The sequence below is a fragment of the Amphritea sp. genome (assembly GCF_016744155.1).
Taxonomy (GTDB): domain Bacteria; phylum Pseudomonadota; class Gammaproteobacteria; order Pseudomonadales; family Balneatricaceae; genus Amphritea.
In genome coordinates, this window is the sequence record NZ_JADGEW010000007.1 from 55,791 (window position 1) to 69,377 (window position 13,587).

At 49.2% G+C, this 13,587-nt stretch carries 14 protein-coding genes and 4 tRNA genes; 8 read left to right on the forward strand and 10 right to left on the reverse strand.

What is annotated here, in order from left to right; genetic code table 11:
* Positions 1–22 precede the first annotated feature (22 nt).
* Positions 23–1,855 (reverse strand): DUF1302 domain-containing protein, encoded by a 1,833-nt coding sequence (locus QZZ54_RS07965; protein WP_290701260.1) that lies wholly within the window; start codon positions 1,853–1,855, stop codon positions 23–25.
* Positions 1,856–2,158: 303 nt separating this feature from the next.
* On the opposite strand from QZZ54_RS07965, the gene QZZ54_RS07970 reads away from it, so the two are divergent.
* The 5 genes from QZZ54_RS07970 (at position 2,159) to QZZ54_RS07990 (ending at position 3,735) form a co-directional block, all read left to right on the forward strand.
* A complete protein-coding gene (locus QZZ54_RS07970; protein WP_290701263.1) occupies positions 2,159–3,226 on the forward strand; it encodes an AraC family transcriptional regulator in 1,068 nt (355 codons plus the stop codon).
* Between the two features lie 126 nt (positions 3,227–3,352).
* Positions 3,353–3,443 (forward strand) — tRNA-Ser (locus QZZ54_RS07975).
* Between the two features lie 16 nt (positions 3,444–3,459).
* Positions 3,460–3,535 (forward strand) — tRNA-Asn (locus QZZ54_RS07980).
* 3 nt (positions 3,536–3,538) lie between these two features.
* Positions 3,539–3,614, forward strand: a tRNA-Lys gene (locus QZZ54_RS07985).
* 45 nt (positions 3,615–3,659) lie between these two features.
* Positions 3,660–3,735: transfer RNA gene (locus tag QZZ54_RS07990), tRNA-Lys, on the forward strand.
* Between the two features lie 436 nt (positions 3,736–4,171).
* Here QZZ54_RS07990 and greB read toward each other — a convergent pair.
* Positions 4,172–4,696, reverse strand: coding sequence for a transcription elongation factor GreB (gene greB, locus QZZ54_RS07995; RefSeq protein ID WP_290701266.1), 525 nt, complete (start codon positions 4,694–4,696; stop codon positions 4,172–4,174).
* A gap of 291 nt (positions 4,697–4,987) precedes the next feature.
* On the reverse strand, positions 4,988–5,971 hold the full coding sequence (locus QZZ54_RS08000) for a YeiH family protein (RefSeq protein ID WP_290701269.1): 984 nt from the start codon (positions 5,969–5,971) through the stop codon (positions 4,988–4,990).
* Positions 5,972–6,099: 128 nt separating this feature from the next.
* On the opposite strand from QZZ54_RS08000, the gene QZZ54_RS08005 reads away from it, so the two are divergent.
* Together QZZ54_RS08005 and QZZ54_RS08010 are read left to right on the forward strand one after the other, a co-directional pair.
* Positions 6,100–6,996, forward strand: a complete 897-nt coding sequence (locus tag QZZ54_RS08005) for a LysR family transcriptional regulator (RefSeq protein WP_290701272.1) — start codon at positions 6,100–6,102, stop codon at positions 6,994–6,996.
* 91 nt (positions 6,997–7,087) lie between these two features.
* A complete protein-coding gene (locus QZZ54_RS08010) occupies positions 7,088–7,513 on the forward strand; it encodes a hypothetical protein (protein WP_290701275.1) in 426 nt (141 codons plus the stop codon).
* Positions 7,514–7,538: 25 nt separating this feature from the next.
* Here the strand turns inward: QZZ54_RS08010 and QZZ54_RS08015 are convergent, their stop codons facing one another.
* The 7 genes from QZZ54_RS08015 to dapC all read right to left on the reverse strand — a co-directional run bounded on the left by QZZ54_RS08015 (position 7,539) and on the right by dapC (position 12,991).
* On the reverse strand, positions 7,539–7,925 hold the full coding sequence (locus tag QZZ54_RS08015; protein WP_290701278.1) for a hypothetical protein: 387 nt from the start codon (positions 7,923–7,925) through the stop codon (positions 7,539–7,541).
* A complete protein-coding gene (locus QZZ54_RS08020) occupies positions 7,918–8,223 on the reverse strand; it encodes a hypothetical protein (RefSeq protein WP_290701280.1) in 306 nt (101 codons plus the stop codon). Before QZZ54_RS08020 ends, QZZ54_RS08015 begins: the two co-directional genes overlap by 8 nt.
* Before the next feature lie 3 nt (positions 8,224–8,226).
* Positions 8,227–9,063 carry a putative RNA methyltransferase gene (locus tag QZZ54_RS08025; RefSeq protein WP_290701282.1) on the reverse strand — a complete coding sequence of 279 codons (837 nt, stop codon included), beginning with the start codon at positions 9,061–9,063 and terminating at the stop codon, positions 8,227–8,229.
* Positions 9,064–9,069: 6 nt separating this feature from the next.
* Positions 9,070–10,221, reverse strand: a complete 1,152-nt coding sequence (gene dapE, locus QZZ54_RS08030) for a succinyl-diaminopimelate desuccinylase (protein WP_290701284.1) — start codon at positions 10,219–10,221, stop codon at positions 9,070–9,072.
* Between the two features lie 83 nt (positions 10,222–10,304).
* On the reverse strand, positions 10,305–11,336 hold the full coding sequence (gene dapD / locus QZZ54_RS08035) for a 2,3,4,5-tetrahydropyridine-2,6-dicarboxylate N-succinyltransferase (protein WP_290701287.1): 1,032 nt from the start codon (positions 11,334–11,336) through the stop codon (positions 10,305–10,307).
* 82 nt (positions 11,337–11,418) lie between these two features.
* Positions 11,419–11,763, reverse strand: a complete 345-nt coding sequence (locus QZZ54_RS08040) for an ArsC family reductase (protein ID WP_290701290.1) — start codon at positions 11,761–11,763, stop codon at positions 11,419–11,421.
* Positions 11,764–11,773: 10 nt separating this feature from the next.
* Complete coding sequence (gene dapC / locus QZZ54_RS08045) at positions 11,774–12,991, reverse strand: succinyldiaminopimelate transaminase (RefSeq protein WP_290701293.1); 1,218 nt, start codon at positions 12,989–12,991, stop codon at positions 11,774–11,776.
* 180 nt (positions 12,992–13,171) lie between these two features.
* Here dapC and QZZ54_RS08050 point away from each other — a divergent pair, with 180 nt between their 5' ends.
* Positions 13,172–13,528 carry a PilZ domain-containing protein gene (locus QZZ54_RS08050; RefSeq protein WP_290701295.1) on the forward strand — a complete coding sequence of 119 codons (357 nt, stop codon included), beginning with the start codon at positions 13,172–13,174 and terminating at the stop codon, positions 13,526–13,528.
* Positions 13,529–13,587: the final 59 nt, after the last annotated feature.

The following is a 13,587-nucleotide window of genomic DNA, read 5'->3' on the forward strand; positions in this document are numbered from 1 at the left end:
ATTCTCCTGTAATCCTTAACTATTAAAATGAGGCCGATGCGCTGAGAGAAAGGAAATCTCGGTCATCAATAGCGTTATAGTCGCCACCAAAGAAATCCGTATAGCCTAGTTGTACGCGGTATTGATTCAGGTAATCAGCGGTCAGACTGATAGTTGCGGCTTTTTCGCCTTCACCAAATGATGCTCCTGGTTCAGGCCCATAGCCCTCAATGCCATGTTTAAAGCTGACTTCTGGCTTAAGATTAACGCCAGCAAACACATCTGAGTATGTCAGGTTGGCTCTAACGACATAACCAAGAGAGTTTTGGGTGACAAAACCGTCATTGTCTCCAGCGGTATAGCCGAACAAACTATTCCGCCCGTATTTGACTGCTGAATCGCTGTCATCGAGATCGTGTACATGGGTCCAGCCCAGTTCGCCGATCAGCGTCATTCGACTAGCGCCCATCACCTGGTCAACAAACTTCACAAGGCTGGTTTGTACCTGAGTTACATCGAATTGGTCATAACCTTGAACGTAACCATCACCACCACCTAAAAAGTCACCAAATGCAGCCGAAACTCGGGAGTTTGCAGGATTACCTGGAGCTGTTCCGCCAGTTAGCATGGAAGCTACTAGCATTGATCCATTTAATTGTAGGGGGACGTCTCTTTTATGGCTGACTTCACCGGACCAGGCTAGTTCGCCTATGTTGCTGTTCCAGCTAATTCCGGCCATATAAATATCTTCCGGATATTCAATAAAGTATTCCGACGAGAAGGTGGCTCCTGCAGGAAGGGCCCCAAGCTGGGCTACGCCGCTGATGAGTGGGAGCCGGCTATGGTATTTAGTGAGATAAAAACCGAATTCAGTACTGTTCAGTTCTTCAGCGAAATAGCGAAAAGCTAAGCCGTATTGACCGTCGTCGCTAGGCTCACGAATCCCATCAGCATTACGATCGACAACAGCGCCAATTGCAGCAGCTGTTCCACCGTAGTAATTCTGATCGTCTACACCTAATACTGGGTGGCCATCGGCGAAGATGCGAATACCATTACAGCCTTCGGAGCTAATATCTGCGGCTGAGAAATATGTACCGCAACCATCGACAACGGTTTTTTCCCATTCCAGCTGATAGAAGGCTTCAACACTCAGGTTATCGGTTACACCGAGGGAGGCAAAGGCCATATTAACCGGCAACAATCCTTCTTTTACTTCTGCACCTGCCCGACGGAAGGCGTTTACATCGAATGGGTTGATGACGTTAATGCCGCCCTGAATAAAGGTGCTTTCACCCCAGTTCACAACCTGACGGCCCAGTCGTAGGTCAAGAGGTTGATCGTTCAGTTCAAATTCGCCATAGATATAGGCATCGAGAATCTCTGCACCGGAGAATTTGGCATAGTCATTAAAGCCGCTATCATCAAGGGAGGAGTTGGAGGCGTAGCCGTTGGGGATATGACCATGATTTACGCTGCCTTCGCTCAGAGCGTAGTCGTACCAATATTTACCGCGAATAAAAGCGCCGATATTGTCTTTGCTTAGCTCAAGATCATGAACACCCTTAATTACTGTAGAGAAGGCATCACCCTTTGAGTAGTTTTGAGTACCATCATCGAAACTACCTAAGTCAGCTCCGGTTCCCCCATTGGCTTTGGATACCAGATCGCTATTAGTGTCACTCATTCGCCAGCTCGAGCCGATGGATATCTGAGAATCAAAACGGCCTTCGATCTCTCCGAGGTTAAATTCGACTGCGGCAGCCGGGCCTGCAAGGGTCGCTGTGAAAATTGCGAGGGATATGCTCTGCGAGAGTCTGTTACGTATCGGGGTGGGGCGCCAGGGTGCTGACGTCCTTATCGATCTGTGTGCCATTTCGTTCACCTTCTCAGTCATTTGTTATTTTTGTCGTTCAGCTAATCCGGTTGGGCCGGAGTCACTTGTCTTCTGATCTGTACTTATCTGGCCAATCATCAGAGCAGGAGAACACTCGTGAATTGAATATAAGGTAGGATAGATAATCCTTTATCCGTAGCTATATTCACAATAACAATAGCTGTCATTTTTACTGACAAAAAATGTCTTGGCTGTTTTTTTGCTTTTTAATGATATAAGTTAAAAGAATAGCTTATAACTGTATTCTAAATACAAAAACAATAACGAAGCAGAGTGTAAACGATGGAAAAAACCATCACAGTGCCGACTGGCTATGTCAGATACCTTCTCTCACAGGTTGAGAAACAGGGGTATAATCTGGAGGAGTTGTTAGCAGAAGTCGGCATCGATCCTACCGAAATTGAGCAGCGAACAGAGTTTTCTGCTATCAAATTCGGTCAGCTATATCAGCGAATAATGTGGACAGCTCAGGATGAGTCCTTCGGTATGGTGTCAGGAGGACGGGTGCCAAACGGTACTTTTAGAATGATGTGTCATTCTATAATCCACTGCCCAACGCTGGAACGGGCGATCTATCGTTGCAGTGCTTTTTATGAGATCTGCCGCGGCACCAAGGTAAAACCCTACCTGGTCCGTAAGGGGCGCTATGCAAAGCTCTCTTTTGCTCCCATCAGTTCTGTACCGGGGAAGGAGGTACGGGAGATGTTGCAGAATGAGGCGCCGGCTATTGTTCGAACAGGTTTGTCGATGTGGCATCATTTTATTAGTTGGCTAATCGGTTCTCGATTGGATTTGAAGGCCGCTTATTTCACCTTTCCCAGGCAAGAAGACAGTTATCATTATGAGACACTGTTCCAGTCAGAAGTTAAATTTGATCAGCATGATAATGCGATTGTGTTCCCGGCTCGTTTTCTCGACTATCCCATTATTCAAAATGATGAAAGCTTGCGAGCCTTTCTACAGACTGCGCCTTATCAGTTAATCGTTATGGTGGATAACGATCAGAGTCTGCGTTCCCAGGTTAAAGTGATGCTGGGTAAGGACTTTAGCCGGGAACTGCCTGGCGCCGAAGAGGTGGCTTTTAAACTTAACATGTCTGTTTCTACTCTGCGCCGGCGTTTGGCGGATGAAAATAGCTCTTATCAGAAGATTAAAGATGATTGTCGTAAGAAGGCGGCAGTTAACTATATGGACTCACCTCAGCTATCGATTAATGACGTGGCTGCCCTGATGGGCTTCGATGAGCCGTCGGCTTTTTTTCGATCATTTAAAAAGTGGACCGGGATGACCCCAGGGGAGTATCGCAGGAGTGAAACCTATGGTCAGAAGTACAGTTTGGGAATGAACTGACAGCCGGATAGATGGCAGGGTATATACTCAGTGATTACTATCTGAGAAAAAGCGGTAGTTTTTTAAATTTTCCCTTTCTAAGCTATTGACACAAACACGGAATCCTTTAATATACGCCACCTCACTGGAGGGGTGGCTGAGTGGTCGAAAGCACTGGTCTTGAAAACCAGCGAGGGTTAATAGCCCTCCCAGGGTTCGAATCCCTGCCCCTCCGCCATAAGTGAGAATAGTGTTCCTCGATAGCTCAGTTGGTAGAGCAGTAGACTGTTAATCTATTGGTCGCTGGTTCGAGTCCAGCTCGAGGAGCCAGAAGGGCCGTTAGCTCAGTTGGTAGAGCAGTTGGCTTTTAACCAATTGGTCACTGGTTCGAATCCAGTACGGCCCACCACTTCCTTTTAGGAGGTCGTGGACAGGGGAAAAAGAAGTTCGGCGTGGGCCGTTAGCTCAGTTGGTAGAGCAGTTGGCTTTTAACCAATTGGTCACTGGTTCGAATCCAGTACGGCCCACCACTTCTTTGCATAAGCCGCTTTATTGCGGTTTTTTTGTGCCTGAAATTTGTGGTACGGATAGGATGAGAGCTAAGCTCTTATCGAGAGTGAGTTTGATTCGAGTCTGCGACGACGGCCCGAAGGGCAAGCGCCTGGCGCGCAGTAATTCAGTACGGCCTACTACTTCTTTGCATAAGCCGCTACTCTTGATTAGAGATTAGGCGGTTTTTTTGTGTCTGAAATTTGTGGCAGAGATAGGATGAGAACCAGCTGGTTTGATTCGAGCCTGTTTTTTGGCGACAAACGTCGGAGCCTGCGACGACGGCCCGAAGGGCAAGCGCCTGGTGCACAGTAATCCAGTACGGCCTACTACTGCTTTGCATAAGCCGTTACTCTTGATTAGAGATTAAGCGGTTTTTTTGTGCCTGGAGTTTGTGAAAATAATTGCCGTTGCTCGTTAATTCTTGGGCTGGCTGTCTTCTTCCCGATACTCTATACCGATAATCTCGTACCAGGTTTCGTTGCCGTCGGGGCGCTGGATATAAAACTCATCACCGGGATGCTTTTTCAGTAATTGGCGCGCCATAGGGGAATCCATACTGATATATCCAGGGATGTCGCCGATCTCATCTGGGCCAACAATACGGTAACAGGCTTCTTTGTCGTGTTCATCCAGCACTGTCACCCAGGCACCAAAGAAAATCGTGTTGCGGTCTTCTGGTAGTCGGTCGACAACGGTTAGTATGTCCAGTCGTTTGGATAGGTAGCGAACCCTTCCGTCGATCTCTCGCAGCTGTTTCTTACCGTAGATATATTCAGCATTCTCGGAGCGATCACCCTGTGCTGCCGCTTCTTTAACCGATTGAGTGATAGCCGGACGTTTCACCTTCCACAGATATCTCAATTCATCATCCAGGCGCTTTGCCCCAGGAGCAGTGATATAGGGTGATTTAGGTTGGCCCGGAGGTCGATATCGTCCCATCTTAGGTTATTAGCTCTCAGAAAATATTAAAAAAAGGTAGTTGAACCGACATACGCTGATTCTACTTTAATTCGTATCAGAGGGCTCGGGAACTCGTGTGTGGAAATGGCTTTCTGGAGGGGAAGGGGAGTGTAAAGCTACTATTTTAGCGTATTCATTTAATCAGCCGCGTTAATTTTCTTAATTATTGGGTGCCAAGTATCAAGATTAAGACGACTAAACCCTAGTTGCTCTGCGCAGAGGGCGTGGTTTTGATAGCCTAAGCCAGCTGATCAGCTGGGCTCTGAGTAATTAAGTGGTGATCAGTAACAGGTTGAGAAAGTATCCCCCAAATATCAGCATCAGGAATAGTATCAGAGCGAGTATTAGTGGTTTAGGCCCCGCTTGTTTGATGGTGTGCCAGCGGGTTTGTAGACCCAGAGCGGCCATCGCCAGTGCCAGACAGAACTGGCTTGCCAGTTTTAGCAGGTTGAGCAGAGGCTCAGGTAGTGCCACCAGGCTATTGATGCCTGTCGCAGCGATAAAGCCCAGCACGAACCAGGGGATGATGATGTTTCGGCCTGATGTATCGTTGGCAGTTCTGCTAAGGTGCGAGCTTAGTAGCAGAATGAAAGGCGCTAGCATCATCACCCGAATCAGCTTTACTACCACGGCGGTTTGCAGTGTTTCTCCGCTGATCGCTTCACCGGCGGCAACGGCTTGTGCCACTTCATGTACAGTGCTGCCGATATAGATACCGAAGGCCTGCTCGCTCATTCCTGAAAATTGATAGATTAGCGGGTAACTGAACATGGCCAAAGTGCCAAACAGTACCACTGTGGCGATGGCGACGGAGACATGTTGCTGTTTTGGTTTAAGTACTGATTCGGTGGCTAGTACTGCTGCAGCGCCGCAAATAGCACTGCCCACAGAGGTCAGAATGGCGACATCTCTGTGTAATTTAAACACACGTACGCCAATCCATGTACCAAGGCTGAAGATAGTACAGATCATTAGCGCATCCAGCAGTAGAGCTTGCCAGCCCACAGCGAAAATCTGCTCCATGCTGAGGCTAAAGCCGAACAGAACGATACCACTGCGGAGTAATCTTTGTTGGCAGAATAGCGTAATCCGGGTATCGCTATTGCTGAGGGGGCGGTGGTCGAAGTGTCCCCAGATCATGCCTATGAGAATTGCCAGGGGTAGTGCGCTCAGACCGAACTGTGCAATGGCTTCTAGGCTGGATAGTCCGATCGCGAGTACGGCAATAATTGGCAGTAGCATGAGTCTGGACATAGTCGCGGCCTTGTTCTGTGCTGGTCAATCAGATTGATATGAGTTATCGGGAACAGGGTTATCTTCCATTTTTTATATAGTTAAGTAAAATGGATGTTTTTAACATCTAATATAAGAAAAACCGAATAATGAGTCTGTCCCTGAAACAACTGAAGATCTTCGAGGCTACCGCCCGTCTGGGCAGGCTGACTGCGGCTGCCGATGAGCAGGCTCTAAGTCAATCGGCTGCCAGTCAGGCGCTAAAGGAGTTGGAGTCGTCGCTCGGGTACCGATTGTTCAGCCGCAGTGGTCGTGATCTGGTCATTACCGATCTGGGTCAGGATGTGCTGCCTCGTGTGCGTGATATTCTGAGTAATGTAGAGAGCCTGAGTGCGCCCTACAGTAGTGGCGTTAGCGGAGCGTTTCGGGTTGCCGCCAGTGTGACTATTGCCAGCTATCTGTTTCCTGCGATCATGGCCGACTTTTTAGCACGCTATCCTGATGTGGAGCCGGATCTGCAGATCAATAATACCGGTCAGGTTATCGAGCGTTTGGAGAAGCAACAGGCGCATGTTGGCCTGATAGAAGGGCCTGCTTCTCATCATCAATTACAGATTATTCCCTGGCGTGATGACTCGCTGCAGATTTTTTGTCATCACAGTCATCCACTGGCACAGCGGGGTGTGCTGGGTATCGAACAGATGGCTCAACAGCGCTGGATTCTGCGAGAGCAGGGCTCAGGTACGCGAGCGGTCTTTGATAGGGCGATTCAGCAGGCTGGTGTGAACGTTAATACGGTGATGGCCCTCAATCGCCAGGAAGCGATTAAGCAATCGGTAAAGGCCGGCCTTGGTATCGGCTGTCTGTCCCAGTTAGCGGTTGTTGAAGAGTTAAGGCGGGGGGAGTTGGTTGAGCTGGAGACCTCGCTTGAGCTATCTCGTCAGTTGTCGGTAGTCGTGCGTCCGGAAACTCGCTCCAGCAAGTTGGTACAGGCTTTTTTACAGCTGTTAGGTATAGAAACGGATCAGGCCATGGTTGGTCGATAAATATCTTTTAAATACCAGAAATTACTCAATAAATTGACCTGCTGGCCGAAGTAGAAGTAGTCCTTACTTAAAACCGGTAGAAAGATCGATAATGCAAATTGAACGGATTGAACAGCGGATAGAAACCTATACGTCGTCGTTGGCCCATGCGGTTAACGAGGGGCGAGGTGCGCAGTTTTCTATGCTGTTAAGTCTGATCAATACCGCTGAGGATCTGGCGCAGAAGAAGCAAACTTCATCTAGTGGCTTTAGTCTGCCGGAAGCTCAGTCGCTTGAATATCCTGATCCGGATAGCCTCTACGACGGTGCCGTGGTGGAACGATTGAATACGGCAGTTCATGATGTGCATCAGGGTGACTTTGCTTATTTGCTAAGCCATATTGCGTTTAAGACCGATACACCGACAAATATTTCGACCACTGAAGATCATTTTGCCAGAATTGGATTAGCTTCTGCAGGGCGATTGATGCTGGATGAAATTGATCGTTCGGGTCAGCAGTTCAGCGCTCAGGCTTAACGGCTAACCTGTTTGTTGGGTAGGATTAGGTCCGCCACTGAATTTTTTCACTTTCTCCCTGCTCTATCTTCCACCACTCATCGGGGTCATCTCCGGTACTCCAACCGCTGGCGATACAGCGAATCTGTGTGTCCAGTTCCTTCGAGGCTTGTATTGCACAGTCCAGGTCTTTAATCCATGGGGTTTGATCTGAATTAAACCAGACGCTGGTCCAGGCTTTGCCAGAAACTTTCTCGTGGACCATGACCGGAATTTCCTGATCGTTCATCAGGCCGATGAAGTGATGTATCTGCCCCTGTGCAAAGTCCCGTTTAAGGGGCTGACAGTGAGTTTCAAGCCATTCGGTGATCCGCTCCAGAGAACGGTCTTTAACATAGATCTCAATATCGGGGTGGCGCTGCTCTTCAGTCATGGCTCTGATCAGGTCGTTTGGTGTCGGTTAATAGAAAACGAAAAATTCGCAGGATGCTAAGGCTAATATAGCCGAATGCGGCGATGATTACCCCGCAAATTGCTAAAATCAGGCCGATCAGTGCTATCAGGTCCCGCTGCAGGCTGTCCAGTAGCAGGAATTGAGCGAGGATAAGGATAACAAAGCCCAGCAGAAAGATGCCCAAACCAATCAACAGAATAATCAGGTTCTGTTTGACCTTATCTGCGCGACGAATCAGGCGTAAGCGCAGATTGTCTCTTAAGCGGGGCTTTGTCATCGTTCAGCGTCGTTTAAAGCGAGCTAATGACACGTCCAGCGTTAGCTCTAAACTGTTTAGCTTAGCTAAGCGATCACGTGCTGCCTGGTTGATACGCCAACCATGGGGGGTCATCGCTAATAGCTGACTGATCTGAATTTCATCGGGTAATGTGAAGGAGTATTTCACCGGTTCCGTGGAAACTAATTCGAACTGCTCTCCCAGTACTGACTCAGGCTTAAAGCCGGAGTGGCGTACCTCATCATAAATGAGATCTCGTAGTTCTATCAGATGATCCTCGCCGGGATAAGCTATTAGCAGTTCTGCGCCCGGTTTCAGGATTCGGCTGAACTCTTCCGGCATTAGCCGGCTAAAGAGGACGGTTAACAGATCCAGAGAAGCGTCAGCAACGGGCATCCGCGCGCCAGAAGCAACCATCCAGGTAAGCGCTTTAGTTTGGTTACAGGCAGCTTTGACGGCATGCTTTGAAATATCCAGTCCGGCTAATTGATAGTCGTTGCCGGTTATTTCAAGTCGCTGCTGCATGCGATGAGTGTAATAACCTTCGCCACAACCCATGTCGAGTATACGGGGTGTATCTTGTTGAGCCGCTAAATCTGCCAGCCGTTCAGCAATCGTATCTGCCAGAGGTTGATAATGACCCAGTGCAAGGAACTTGCGCCTTGCCTGTACCATCTCTGCATTGTCGCCGGGATCTTTAGAGCGCTTCTGGTTTGCTAATAGCAGATTCCAGTAGCCTTGCTTGGCTGCGTCGTAACTGTGCCGGTTAGGGCACTCCAGGTGTTTCTTGTCCCCTTGCAGGGGCTCTAGACAAACGGGGCAATTTAGTTGGAAGGTCATGATTAGTTACCGCACCAGCAGGCGAGCCATGATGTTCTCATACAGTGATGACAAAGTATTGAGGTCATCCGCTTTGACTCGCTCGTTCACTTTATGAATAGTGGCATTAATCGGCCCCAGTTCAATAACTTGTGCACCCGTTGGCGCGATAAAACGTCCATCTGAAGTGCCCCCAGAGGTAGAAAGCTCTGTGTCTAAGCCGGTAATCGCTTTAATTGAATCAACGCAAGCCTCGACCAGATCGCTCCGATCAGTAATAAAGGGGTTGCCGCTGAGGGTCCAGTTAATATCGAAATTCAGGCCGTAGCGATTAAGAATTTCATAGGTTCGCGCTTTGATCTGATCAGCGGTTACCTCAGTAGAAAATCGCAGGTTAAACTGTACGTCGATATGTCCAGGAACAACATTGGTTGCCCCGGTTCCAGCGTGAATGTTGGAGATCTGTAAGCTGGTTGGAGGGAAAAACTCATTACCTTCATCCCAGAGTTCAGAGGCTAGATCGTTCAGCGCAGGCGCTGCCAGATGGATCGGATTTTCAACCAGATGCGGATAGGCCACATGGCCCTGCACGCCCCGGATGATCAGATCACCACTGATTGAGCCTCGACGCCCATTTTTGATTACATCGCCGACTTTTTCAGTACTGGACGGTTCGCCCACGATGCACCAGTTGATCTTTTCGTTACGGGCTTCCAGGTGGTCTATGACCCGGGTGGTGCCATTAACGAAAGGGCCTTCCTCGTCGCTGGTAATGAGCAGGGCGATAGAGCCGTCATGATCAGGATGGTGCTCAATAAATCGTTCCAGCGCAGTCATAAAGGCTGCGATGCTACCTTTCATATCGGCAGCGCCGCGACCGCAGAGAAAGCCATCTTGGATAATCGGATCGAAGGGGGGGTGATCCCAGTTCTCTTCCGGCCCAGTGGGGACTACATCGGTATGGCCTGCAAAGCAGAATACCGGCCCGGTTGTTCCCCGGCGAGCCCAGAGGTTAGTGACCTCTTCAAACTGAAGGCGTTCGATATGAAATCCCAGTGCTTCCAGGCGTTCTATCATTAGCTCCTGGCAGCCACCATCTTCAGGGGTCACTGATCGACGGGAAATCAGCTCTTTGGCGAGCTCAATGGTAGGGGATAGTGGCGAAGAGAGTGGCGACATTGGATTTACCTTAAAGCCGGATGGCAATGGGTGGAAGCATAAACAGGGGCTGCAATCAGCAGCCCCTAATAACTGACAACCGCTTAGTTGTGAGCGTGTAGCTCTTCATTCAGTTCGATCGCAGACTTGTTAGTCTTTACTTCAACGCGACCGGACTGTGAGTTGCGGCGAAACAGTAAGTCAGGCTTGCCCGCCAATTCCGCGGCTTTTACTGTGCTGACTTCATTGTTTTGATCATCCAGAACCGTCACTTTAGAGCTGGCAGTAATATACAGCCCAGCTTCAATAGTACAGCGATCACCCAGAGGCAAACCCAGACCTGCATTGGCACCTAGCAAGCAGTTTTCGCCTACAGAGATAACCACGTTGTTACCACCGGACAGCGTCCCCATAGTAGAGCAGCCACCACCAAGATCAGAACCGTTGCCAACGACTACACCAGCAGAGATACGACCTTCAACCATGCTGACACCCAGTGTGCCGGCGTTGAAGTTGATAAAGCCTTCGTGCATGACGGTAGTGCCTTCACCTACGTGTGCGCCCAGACGGATGCGCGAGGTTGCCGCCAGACGTGTGCCTGCGGGCACTACGTAGTTAGCCATTTTCGGAAACTTATCAACCGAGTGAACGTCGATAATACGTCCCTGAGCGCGGGCAGCTAGCTGACGTTTAGGCAGGTCAGCCAGAGAGATAGCGCCTTCGTTAGTCCAGGCAACATTGGGCAGTTTACCGAACATGCCGTTCAGGTTCAGGCCATGTGGCTTCACTAAACGATGAGATAGCAGGGATAGTTTGAGATAAACTTCAGCGGTAGTTTCAGGGTCAGCATCGGTTTCCAGAACTGTCAGAATCATTGGCTGATGAGTGCCTTTGCAGATCTCAACGATCTCAGCCTGGTCTTCGGCATCGATCGCCAGAAAAGCCGCTTCAAGATCGTTTAGCTGAGCTGCAGTCAGCTCGATCGCCTGATTACCGCCGCTATAGCCCGCTTTGTCGGCTGCGGCTTTGATCAGTGCGTCGGATGGGTTCAGCAGAGGGGTGTTAAAGTATACTTCCAGTAACTCACCGTCTGAAGACTTGGTGCCGATACCCAGACCGAATGCAAATGTACTCATTGTTTGTAACTCCATAGAACTTGAAATAAAAATTTTATATAAGAGCTTTATATAAAATTTTAGAATCAGAATTTAAATTAATTTATTTGAATAGAGCGCTGTAGTCGCTCTCTTTAAAGCCCACCTGGTAACGTCCCTCGAGGCTTAACACCGGGCGTTTAATCAGCGTGGGGGTCGCAAGCATTTCGCGGACGGCCGCTGCTTCGTCAATACTGTTTTTTATATCATCGTCCAGCTGTCGCCAGCTGGTACTGCGTTTATTTAGCAGGGTTTCCCAGCCCAGGGCTGAGACCCATTCGCGTAACTGCGTTTCGGTCAGACCGTCTTTACGGAAATCATGGAAGCTGAAGTTGATGTTATTTGCGTCCAGCCAGCGCTGCGCTTTTTTCACTGTATCGCAATTGGGAATGCCGTATAGCGTCGTCATGATCTGCTCCTTAATCCTTGAGTGATTCGACATACCGGCGGATCCGCCAAGCGCCTTCGATACACTCATCCAGAGTAGCAACCAGTGCCATGCGTACACGGCCAGCACCGGGAAGGTTACCTTCCTGATCCTCTCTAGAGACGTAACTGCCCGGTAATACGGTCATATTTTGCTGCTCAAACAATCCTTGTGTGAAAAGGTCATCAGCAATAGGCGTTCCTGCCCAGAGATAGAAGCCTGCATCCGGGGATTTAACATCCATGACGGGTTCCAGAATTTCAACCACGGCGGCAAACTTTTCGCGATACATATCGCGGTTTTCCAGCACATGGGCTTCATCGTTCCATGCAGCAATGCTCGCTAGCTGGATTGGCAGAGACATGGCGCTACCATGATACGTCCGGTAGCTGGCGAATGGCTTAATTAGATCGGCATCTCCGGCGACAAAACCAGATCTGAGGCCCGGTAGATTAGAGCGTTTAGACAGGCTGTGGAATACCATGCAGTTCTTATAGTCATGACGGCCCAGTTGAGCACAGACTTCCAGCAAACCAACCGGTGGTTGCGCTTCGTCGAAATAGATCTCGGAATAGCATTCATCGGAGGCGATTATAAAATCATGCTGATCCGATAGTGCAATTAGCTTAGCCAGTGTTGCCGCATCTGTCACTGCCCCGGTAGGGTTGCTGGGAGAGCAGAGAAATAGCAACTGACAACGCTGCCAGACTGCGTCAGGTACTGCGTCAAAATCGGGTACAAAATTGTTATCCGCGGTACAACTCAGATAGTGGGGTTCAGCGCCGGACAGATAAGCGGCTCCCTCATAGATCTGATAGAACGGGTTGGGCGCCAGTAATAGAGGTGTTTCACCGTCGGCTGGAGCCCGGTCTATCGCGCATTGGGTAAAGGCGAAGATCGCTTCGCGGGTACCGAGAACTGGCAAAACATTATCGGCTCCGGTCAGACTGCCGGACTGCAGTTTGAAACGTCGGGTTGCCCAGTCGGCGATAGTTTGGCGCAGCTCTATTGTCCCGGCCGTGGTTGGGTAATTCGCCAATTTATCCAGATTGCGGGTGAGCTCATCCATCACAAAGGCAGGAGAAGGATGCTTTGGTTCACCTATCGAAAAAGCGATATGGTCAAGGTCGGTCGGAGGCGTTACTCCGGCTTTCAGCTTCGCCAGTTTTTCAAAAGGGTATGGCTGAAGCTTGTGCAGATCTGAATTCATTGAAAAGCCTTGTGATTAGCCGCTGTCAAAAGATCGGAAATTATACCGGATGGAAGCCCGCAGGCCAATGAAACCGCGAATCTATTGAAGTTTATCTGAAATGGCCGATCACATAAGTGACAATTTCGAATGAACGTCATAGTCTTAGATTAACTGATTGGTAGTTGGGAGTTGGTAAGCGTGCTTACAGATAGTCGAATACATCCTAGGGTTGAAACTGATTTTGAGGTGAAGGTGGGTATTCCTGGCGACAATAGTGGTGCCCGGATTGTCAGTATGAGTGTGGGTGGGATCGCCATCCTGGGTAACCATCAACTGGAGGATATACTGAAGCTGGATAAGGCGGATGCCAACGGAGTGTTAGAGCATATAGTCAGCTTCAGTATGCCCGGAGGCGAGTTAAGCGAAATCTGCCGGTTAGTTCATGTGCGCAGACTTTCGCAGGAAAACTATGAGTTTGGCCTGAAGTTTATCGACCTGAATCCTCAGGATACGGTAATCATAGCGGATTATGTTGATCGTCATAGGCGTGGATGATTGAGGTTAAATATAAGTAGAAAAGCCCGGCTTAGCCGGGCTTTTCTGTCGTTACAGTC

What these genes read in the sequence shown, in the direction of transcription:
- dapC (WP_290701293.1), bottom strand. Translation starts at nt 12,991, where the DNA reads ATGAATTCAGATCTGCACAAGCTTCAGCCATACCCTTTTGAAAAACTG.
- greB (WP_290701266.1), bottom strand. Translation starts at nt 4,696, where the DNA reads ATGGGACGATATCGACCTCCGGGCCAACCTAAATCACCCTATATCACT.
- QZZ54_RS08025 (WP_290701282.1), bottom strand. Translation starts at nt 9,063, where the DNA reads ATGACCTTCCAACTAAATTGCCCCGTTTGTCTAGAGCCCCTGCAAGGG.
- QZZ54_RS08015 (WP_290701278.1), bottom strand. Translation starts at nt 7,925, where the DNA reads ATGACTGAAGAGCAGCGCCACCCCGATATTGAGATCTATGTTAAAGAC.
- QZZ54_RS08005 (WP_290701272.1), top strand. Translation starts at nt 6,100, where the DNA reads ATGAGTCTGTCCCTGAAACAACTGAAGATCTTCGAGGCTACCGCCCGT.
- dapD (WP_290701287.1), bottom strand. Translation starts at nt 11,336, where the DNA reads ATGAGTACATTTGCATTCGGTCTGGGTATCGGCACCAAGTCTTCAGAC.
- QZZ54_RS07970 (WP_290701263.1), top strand. Translation starts at nt 2,159, where the DNA reads ATGGAAAAAACCATCACAGTGCCGACTGGCTATGTCAGATACCTTCTC.
- dapE (WP_290701284.1), bottom strand. Translation starts at nt 10,221, where the DNA reads ATGTCGCCACTCTCTTCGCCACTATCCCCTACCATTGAGCTCGCCAAA.
- QZZ54_RS07965 (WP_290701260.1), bottom strand. Translation starts at nt 1,855, where the DNA reads ATGGCACACAGATCGATAAGGACGTCAGCACCCTGGCGCCCCACCCCG.
- QZZ54_RS08020 (WP_290701280.1), bottom strand. Translation starts at nt 8,223, where the DNA reads ATGACAAAGCCCCGCTTAAGAGACAATCTGCGCTTACGCCTGATTCGT.
- QZZ54_RS08010 (WP_290701275.1), top strand. Translation starts at nt 7,088, where the DNA reads ATGCAAATTGAACGGATTGAACAGCGGATAGAAACCTATACGTCGTCG.
- QZZ54_RS08000 (WP_290701269.1), bottom strand. Translation starts at nt 5,971, where the DNA reads ATGTCCAGACTCATGCTACTGCCAATTATTGCCGTACTCGCGATCGGA.
- QZZ54_RS08040 (WP_290701290.1), bottom strand. Translation starts at nt 11,763, where the DNA reads ATGACGACGCTATACGGCATTCCCAATTGCGATACAGTGAAAAAAGCG.